6 protein-coding genes are annotated in these 6,964 nt (G+C 67.4%); 2 read left to right on the top strand and 4 right to left on the bottom strand.

The features are described 5' to 3' along the window. The 3 genes from VHL31_RS00825 to VHL31_RS00815 form a co-directional block, all read right to left on the bottom strand. A partial coding sequence (locus VHL31_RS00825) for an FAD-binding protein (protein WP_329659303.1) occupies window positions 1-456 on the bottom strand: 456 nt, incomplete at its 3' end. 24 nt (window positions 457-480) lie between these two features. Then, on the bottom strand, window positions 481-1,968 hold the full coding sequence (locus tag VHL31_RS00820) for an FAD-linked oxidase C-terminal domain-containing protein (RefSeq protein WP_329659302.1): 1,488 nt from the start codon (window positions 1,966-1,968) through the stop codon (window positions 481-483). A gap of 83 nt (window positions 1,969-2,051) precedes the next feature. Further along, window positions 2,052-3,416 carry a glutamine synthetase family protein gene (locus VHL31_RS00815; RefSeq protein ID WP_329659301.1) on the bottom strand — a complete coding sequence of 455 codons (1,365 nt, stop codon included), beginning with the start codon at window positions 3,414-3,416 and terminating at the stop codon, window positions 2,052-2,054. A 327-nt stretch (window positions 3,417-3,743) separates the two neighbouring features. Here VHL31_RS00815 and VHL31_RS00810 point away from each other — a divergent pair, with 327 nt between their 5' ends. Beyond that, window positions 3,744-4,442: a hypothetical protein gene (locus tag VHL31_RS00810; protein WP_329659300.1), complete on the top strand. Its 699-nt coding sequence runs from the start codon at window positions 3,744-3,746 to the stop codon at window positions 4,440-4,442. Window positions 4,443-4,574: 132 nt separating this feature from the next. Continuing rightward, a complete protein-coding gene (locus VHL31_RS00805) occupies window positions 4,575-5,474 on the top strand; it encodes a DMT family transporter (RefSeq protein ID WP_329659299.1) in 900 nt (299 codons plus the stop codon). A gap of 35 nt (window positions 5,475-5,509) precedes the next feature. Here VHL31_RS00805 and VHL31_RS00800 read toward each other — a convergent pair whose 3' ends face one another. After that, entirely contained in the window at window positions 5,510-6,694 is a 1,185-nt protein-coding gene (locus tag VHL31_RS00800) for an acyl-CoA dehydrogenase family protein (protein WP_329659298.1), read from the bottom strand. Window positions 6,695-6,964 lie beyond the last annotated feature (270 nt).

The following is a 6,964-nucleotide window of genomic DNA, read 5'->3' as shown; positions in this document are numbered from 1 at the left end:
GTTCTTCACGACGCGGCCGCCGGCCCTGATCGTCTCGCCCCGGCCGGTGACGCATTGCACGCCCAGGAGGTGATCGCGCGGTGCTCCCGCCTTGAACCGCCTGGGGCCGGCGAGGTTGGTCGCGAACACCGCCCCCATCGTCGTGCGGCCGGGCTCGGACCCGAACCAGACCGAAGCGTCCGGCGGCTCGAAGCTCAGTTGCTGCCGCCTTTCAGCCAGGGTCCGCTCGATGTCGGCGAGAAGCGTGCCGGCGCCGCAGGACATCACCAGTTCCTCGGGCTCGTAGAGCGAGATGCCGGCAAGCGCCCGCGTCGATAGACCTGTCGGTTGCGTAACGGCTTGGCCGAGACCCGACTTCCCGCCAAGGCCGAGGACGGACAGTGGCGTGGCGGCAGCCAGGGCGGAGGCGACCATCCCCTCCACCTCCGACAGGCTTTGTGGCACCAGCAGTTCCATGAAGCGCTTTCTCAGCCCTGGCGGTCAGAAACGAGGAAGATCGGCGAACGGGATCCGCCCGCCGGACACGTGCAGGCGGCCCATCTCGGCGCAGCGATGCAGCTTCGGGAACACCTTTCCTGGGTTGAGGATCTGGACCGGATCGAAGGCGCACTTGACGCGGATCTGCTGATTCAGGTCGGCCTCGGTGAACATGGTGGGCATCAGGTCGCGCTTCTCGACCCCCACGCCATGCTCGCCGGTGAGCACGCCGCCCACTTCCACGCAGAGCTTGAGGATGTCGCTGCCGAAGGCTTCGGCCTTCTCCAGTTCGTCCGGCTTGTTCGCGTCGAAGAGGATCAGCGGGTGGAGGTTGCCGTCGCCGGCATGGAACACGTTGGCGACGCGCAGGCCGTACTGGCTGGACATCTCCTGCATCCGTGCCAACACCTCGGCCAGCCGCCCGCGCGGGATGGTCCCGTCCATGCAGTAATAGTCCGGCGAGATCCGACCGACGGCGGGGAAGGCGGACTTGCGGCCGAGCCAGAACAGCTGCCGCTCCTCCTCGCTCTGGCTGACCCTGACCGTCGCGGCTCCGTGCTGCCGGGCGATGCCGACCACGGTCTCGATCAGGTGGTTCACCTCGACCTCGGGTCCGTCCAGCTCGCAGATCAGCAGGGCCTCCACGTCGAGCGGGTAGCCCGCGTGGCAGAAGTCCTCCGCCGCCTGGATGGCAGGCTTGTCCATCATCTCCAGGCCCCCCGGGATGATCCCTGCGGCGATGATGGACGCAACCGTATCGCCGCCCTGTTCGGATGAGGGAAAGCCCATCAGCACCGCCCTTGCCACCGGTGGCTTTTGCAGGATGCGTACCGTCACCTCCGTGACGACACCGAGCAGCCCCTCCGACCCCGTCATCAAGCCGAGCAGGTCATAGCCCTCGGAATCCAGGTGCTTGCCGCCCAGCCGAATGATCTCGCCGTTGGGCAGGACCATCTCCAGGCCCAGGACGTTGTTGGTGGTTAGCCCGTATTTCAGGCAGTGCACGCCGCCCGAGTTCTCGGCGATATTGCCGCCGATCGAGCAGGCGATCTGCGAGGAGGGGTCGGGCGCATAGTAGAAGCCGGCATGCTCGACGGCCTTCGTGATGCCGAGATTGGTGACGCCTGGCTGGGCCGTGACCGTCCGGTTCTCGAAGTCGATGTCCAGGATGCGGTTGAACTTGCCCAGCCCCAGCACGATCCCGTCGACCAGCGGCAAGGCACCGCCGGACAGCGAGGTGCCGGCACCTCGCGGTACTACCTTCACCTTCTCGCGGTCGCAGTAGGCCAGGATCTCCGCGACCTCCGCCGTGGTGCGGGGCAGCACCACCGCGATCGGCACGGCACGGTAGGCGGAGAGACCATCGCACTCGTAGGGCCGCAGGCCGACCTGATCGGCAATGACGGATTCGCCCGGCAATACCGCGCGCATGGCCGCCATGATCTCCTCGCGGCGCGCAAGGGTGCCCTGGTCCGGCGCTGGCATCAGCATGACGATCTCCCCTGATCCCCTGCAGTTCTGGAAAGCTCCAGGGGGGATTGGCAACGGTGGAGCCGAGCCTGCGCCGGCTACGATCAGCCGCGTTCGAAGTAGCGGATCAGTTCCCAGTCGGTGACGGAACGATCATACTCCGCCTGCTCCCAGCGTGCCGCATGCACATAGTGATCCACCATGTCGTCACCAAGGGCCGCGCGCATCACCTCGGAGCGATCGAACCGTTCATAGGCGTCGCGAAGCGTGTTCGGCACGGCCGGCACCTCGCCGGACTTGTAGGCGTCGCCAGAGAACGCCTCCGGCAGCGGGAGTTCGTGCTCGATGCCGTACAGCCCGGCCGCCAGGAGGCCGGCATAGGCGAGATAGGGGTTCACGTCGGCGCCGGGTACGCGGCACTCCACGCGCAGCCCCGATCCGCCACCCAGCACGCGGAAGCCTGCCGTGCGGTTGTCGCGGCTCCAGACCAGGTTCGTCGGTGCGAAGCTGCCGGCCACGAACCGCTTATAGCTGTTCGTGTTGGGCGCCAGCAGCAGGGTCGCATCGCCGCCGACGGCGAGAAGGCCGGCCAGGTAGTGCCCGAACAGCTTGGAGAAGCCGTTCGGCGCCTCTTTGTCGGCGAAGAGCGGCTTGTCGCTGGCCTTGTCCCAGAGCGAGGCATGGATATGGCAGGAGCTGCCGGCCAGGTCCTTCCGCCACTTGGCCATGAAGGTGAGGGACTTGCCCTGCTGCCAGGCGATCTCCTTGGCGCCGTTCTTGAAGATGACGTGCCGGTCGGCCATCTCCAGCGCTTCGGCATAGACCAGGTTCAGCTCTTCCTGGCCCGGCCCCCACTCGCCCTTGCTCTCCTGGACCGGGATGCCGGCGGCGTCGATGCCGTTGCGGATGGCACGGAGCAGCTTCTCGCGCTTGGTCGTCTCGAAGACATGGTAGTCCTCGATGTACCAGCCGGCGGTCTGCAGGTCGTGGTAGCGCTTGTCTCGCGCGGCGCGGAAGTCTTCGTCGAAGACGTAGAATTCGAGCTCGGACGCCATCTTGGCGACCATTCCCCGCTCGGCCAGGCGCGCCAGCTGCTTCTTCAGGATGCCGCGCGGGCTGTGCGGCAGGTCCTGGCCATGATGGTCGACCACATCGCCCACGCAGAGTGCGGTGCCTTCCAGCCAGGGGATGCGGCGCAGGGTGGCGAGGTCGGGCTTGATGACGAAGTCGCCATAGCCCTTGTCCCAGGAAGCCGACTTGAAGCCGGGAACTGGCTCCATCTCCATGTCGACCGCCAGGAGATAGTCGCAGGCATGCCACTCGGTGACGACGCTCTCCAGGAAGAAGTGGCCGGTGGACCGCTTGCCGATGAGCCGCCCCTGCATGTCCGTGAAAGCGACCACCACCGTGTCGATGTCACCGGAACCGATCAGCTCCTTCAGCTGGTCCAGCGTGAGCATGCCATTCATCTCGAACATCCCCGATCACGTCATCGATCTGCCGCGCGCTGTCGGAGACGTGCCCCGTTCGAGGGGCGAACGCAACGGGCAGCATGACGGCCGGTGGACCGATGCTGCCGGATTCGTTCGACGCCGCGGCGCACCGATCTGGCGGGCCGGCTGCCCCAGCGGCCCTCGGCGGCGCAGACCCACCTCCACAATCGAAAGAATTCAACTACCTGAACAAGTATATTAGCGGTCCGGATGAAACCCGGCGTTTCCGGAACCGTTACTTTGACGTACCGGCCCGATCTGACGAGCGTCCGGTAGCGTGATGCCCGCGAAAGGAACGGGATCGTGAGCACCGAGAATGGCCAGGGTCTGGACTTGAGTGGCGATGGCTGGGTGTACAGCGAGGGGCTGGCCAGCCTCGTCGAAGGCCCCAGCACCGATCTTACTGCCACCGATCCCGCCGTCGACGATGCCGAGGCATCCGACGCGGCATGGGCCTATGGCACCCCGCTCGACGACCTGATCCAGGGCAGCGCCGATCCCGAGGTGCTGATCGGCAACGGCGGCGACGATACGATCCAGTGCTTTGCCGGCAACGACTTCGTCGATGCCGGCCCGGGCGACGACTTCGTGATCGCCGACGGGGGCTTCGGCGCGGTGGAGGCCGGCAGCGGCGACGACTATGTCCATGTCAGCGAGGCCGGCAGCAGGACCATCTCGCTCGGGTCCGGCGCGGACAGCCTCGAATTCGTCGCCTATGGCGAGGGACAAGGCTTCGGCGTCCATCGGATCCTCGACTACGACATTTTCCAGGATGGCCCGCTCAGCATCGTGGCCTACCAGGATTCCGGCGACGCCGGCGAGGTGCCGAGGCTGGACAGCAACGGCGACGGCGTGATCGACGGTTTCGACCTGGGCGTGACTGTGGTGGACGGGGCGCTGGTGATCGACCTGTCGATCGCCTGGTACCATGACCTCTCGATCGGCAGCTCCATGATCACGCTGGACGGGATGACGAGCCTGCCGGTCGACATCGTCGGCTAGAGCTTTCCGGCGCCGATGCCGCCATGGCCTGCGCGCATGGCCCGCTTCCGCTTCCTTCTCTTCGCCTGTGCAGCGGGGAATGGTAGCGCTTGGCCGCGGCCTTCTGGGTAGCGGCCGCCCGGGAGTGGACGATTGGCGATTCGTGGCCGCCCCTTGGCCGTGCTGCTGCTCATGGCGGGCTGCTCGATGTTCGCCGTGCAGGACACGATCGCCAAGTATCTGGGCCAGGCGGGCTACCATCCGCTGCAGATCGTCTGGGCGCGCTATACGGCCCACCTGCTGCTCGCCCTGATCGTGCCGTTCCTTTACCGCGGCCCGGCACCCTGGCGATCGCTGCGACCGAAGCTGCAGCTGGCCAGGTCGGTCCTGATCGCGATGGCCACCCTGTGCGCCGTGGTCGCGCTGAAGGGCATCCCGCTGGCGGATGCCGCCACCATCGCCATGACCAACCCGCTGTTCGTCACCCTGTTCGCCATGCTCATCCTGGGCGAGCGGGTCGGCTGGCGCCGCCTGACCGCGCTGGGCGTGGGCTTCGGCGGGGTCCTCCTGGTGCTGCGGCCGGGCCTTTCCGAGTTCGACCCGATGGCGCTGGTCATGCTGGCCTCGGCCGCGATCTCCGCGCTCTACCTGGTGATCACCCGCATCACCTCGCGCATCGACCACCACGAGGTCAGCTTCTTCTGGACGGCGATCGTGGGCGCGCTCGCGACGCTGCCCTTCATGCCCTTCGTGTTCGAGGCGCCGGCCACTGGTTGGCATCTGACCCTGTTCATCGCGATCGGCTTTTGGGGCGGGATCGGCCACCTCCTGATGATCATGGCGCATCGCCACGCACCCGCCCCGGTGATCGCACCCTTCACCTACACGCAACTGATCGTCGCCGTGTTCCTCGGCTGGCTGGTCTATGACCGCTGGCCGGATGCGCTGACCTGGGTGGGGGCGGCGGTGCTGGTCGGCTCGGGCCTTTATGTCTGGCACCGGGAATGGCTGCTGGCGCGCCGTGCCCGGCAAGCCGAGGCGGTGACGCTGTAGGAGCGACGTCAGCCGGCCGTACGAGGTGCCTTGCGTCATCGGCGGAAGAACCCGTCCTCGGCCGCCAGATACGAGCGGGCCACGATGGTCTGGTGGACTTCCGAGGCGCCGTCGACCAGCCGGGCCTGGCGGGCGTAGCGGTACATCCACTCCAGGGGCGTGTCCTTGGAATAGCCGTTGGCGCCCATGAGCTGGATGGCGGTGTCGACCGCCAGGTGCAGCGTGTCGGCCACCTGGATCTTGGCCATCGAGACCTCGGCCTGGGCCTTCTCGCCGCGGTCGAGCGCTTGGGCGGCGCGCATGGTGAGAAGGCGGCCGGTGTCGATCGCCATGACGACGCGGCCCAGCGCCATCTGGATCGATTCCTTGTCGACCAGCCGGGTGCCGAAGGCCTCGCGCTCGCGCACGTAGGGCAGGGCGATCTCGAGCGCGCGCCTGGCCATGCCCAGCCAGCGCATGCAGTGGGTGAGCCTGGCGGTGGCAAGCCGGATCTGGGTGACCTTCATGCCCAGGCCCACGCCCATCAGCACGTTCTCCTCGGGGATCTCCAGGCCCTCGAAGCGCAGCTCGCAATGGCCGCCATGCTCCTCCGGACCCATGATCGGGATGCGCCGGACGATGTGCCAGCCGGGCTGGTCCTTATCGAACAGAAAGCAGGTCAGGCCGCGGCGCGGGTCGTCGCTGGTGCGCGCCAGGAGCAGGAAATGGGCGGCCCCTTCCGCGCCGGTGATGTACCATTTGTGGCCGTTGACCACCCAGCGGTCGCCCTTCTTCTCCGCCCGTGTCAGCATCATGCCGGCCGGATCGGAGCCGGAGCCGGGGGCTGGCTCGGTCATCACGATGGAAGAGCGGACGTCGCCACGGACGATCGGCAGGAGCCAGCGCTGCTGCTGCTCGGGTGTCGCGACCTTCTGCAGGACGATCATGTTGCCGTCGTCGGGCGGGGCGCAGTTGCAGGCGACCGGCCCGAAGCGGGAGCGGCCGAGTTCCTCGTAGAAGGCGGCCATCTCCGCGGTCGTGAAGCCCAGGCCGCCATGCTCCCGTGCAACCTGGGGCGCCCACAGGCCGCGCTCCTTCGCTTGCGCTCGGACGTCCTGCAGGAGGCTGTGGCTGATATGCTCGCCCTCGCCGAACGAGGCGGGATCGGCTTCCAGCGGCAGGAGGACGTCGTCCACGAAGCGGCGGGCGGCGGTCAACTGGGTCTGGAATCCGCTCGGCATCTCGGCTCGTCCTTCGGTGGGGGCCGGGTGAACATAAGCCGTCTGCCGGCCGTGCACAGCCGGGCTGCCGCCCTCAGGGGTGGGTGCGCATCATGGCGGCCGTCCTGCTCGGGTTCGTCCGTGCTATTCCACCTTTCTCACCCCACCCTGGCGAGCCTGGTGCCTGGCGGCAGGTCCCTGACCCAGATGGGCGGTCCCTTGCCGTCGGCGCCGAACTGCAGGACGAAGGCCTCGGCCGGCTCGTGCATGGGCTGTGGCCAGCGGCTGGCG

The sequence above is a fragment of the Geminicoccus sp. genome (assembly GCF_036263595.1).
GTDB lineage: Bacteria > Pseudomonadota > Alphaproteobacteria > Geminicoccales > Geminicoccaceae > Geminicoccus.
This window is presented reverse-complemented; position numbering and strand designations above follow the sequence as displayed.

What these genes read in the sequence shown, in the direction of transcription:
- VHL31_RS00820 (WP_329659302.1), bottom strand. Translation starts at nt 1,968, where the DNA reads ATGCTGATGCCAGCGCCGGACCAGGGCACCCTTGCGCGCCGCGAGGAG.
- VHL31_RS00815 (WP_329659301.1), bottom strand. Translation starts at nt 3,416, where the DNA reads ATGAATGGCATGCTCACGCTGGACCAGCTGAAGGAGCTGATCGGTTCC.
- VHL31_RS00800 (WP_329659298.1), bottom strand. Translation starts at nt 6,694, where the DNA reads ATGCCGAGCGGATTCCAGACCCAGTTGACCGCCGCCCGCCGCTTCGTG.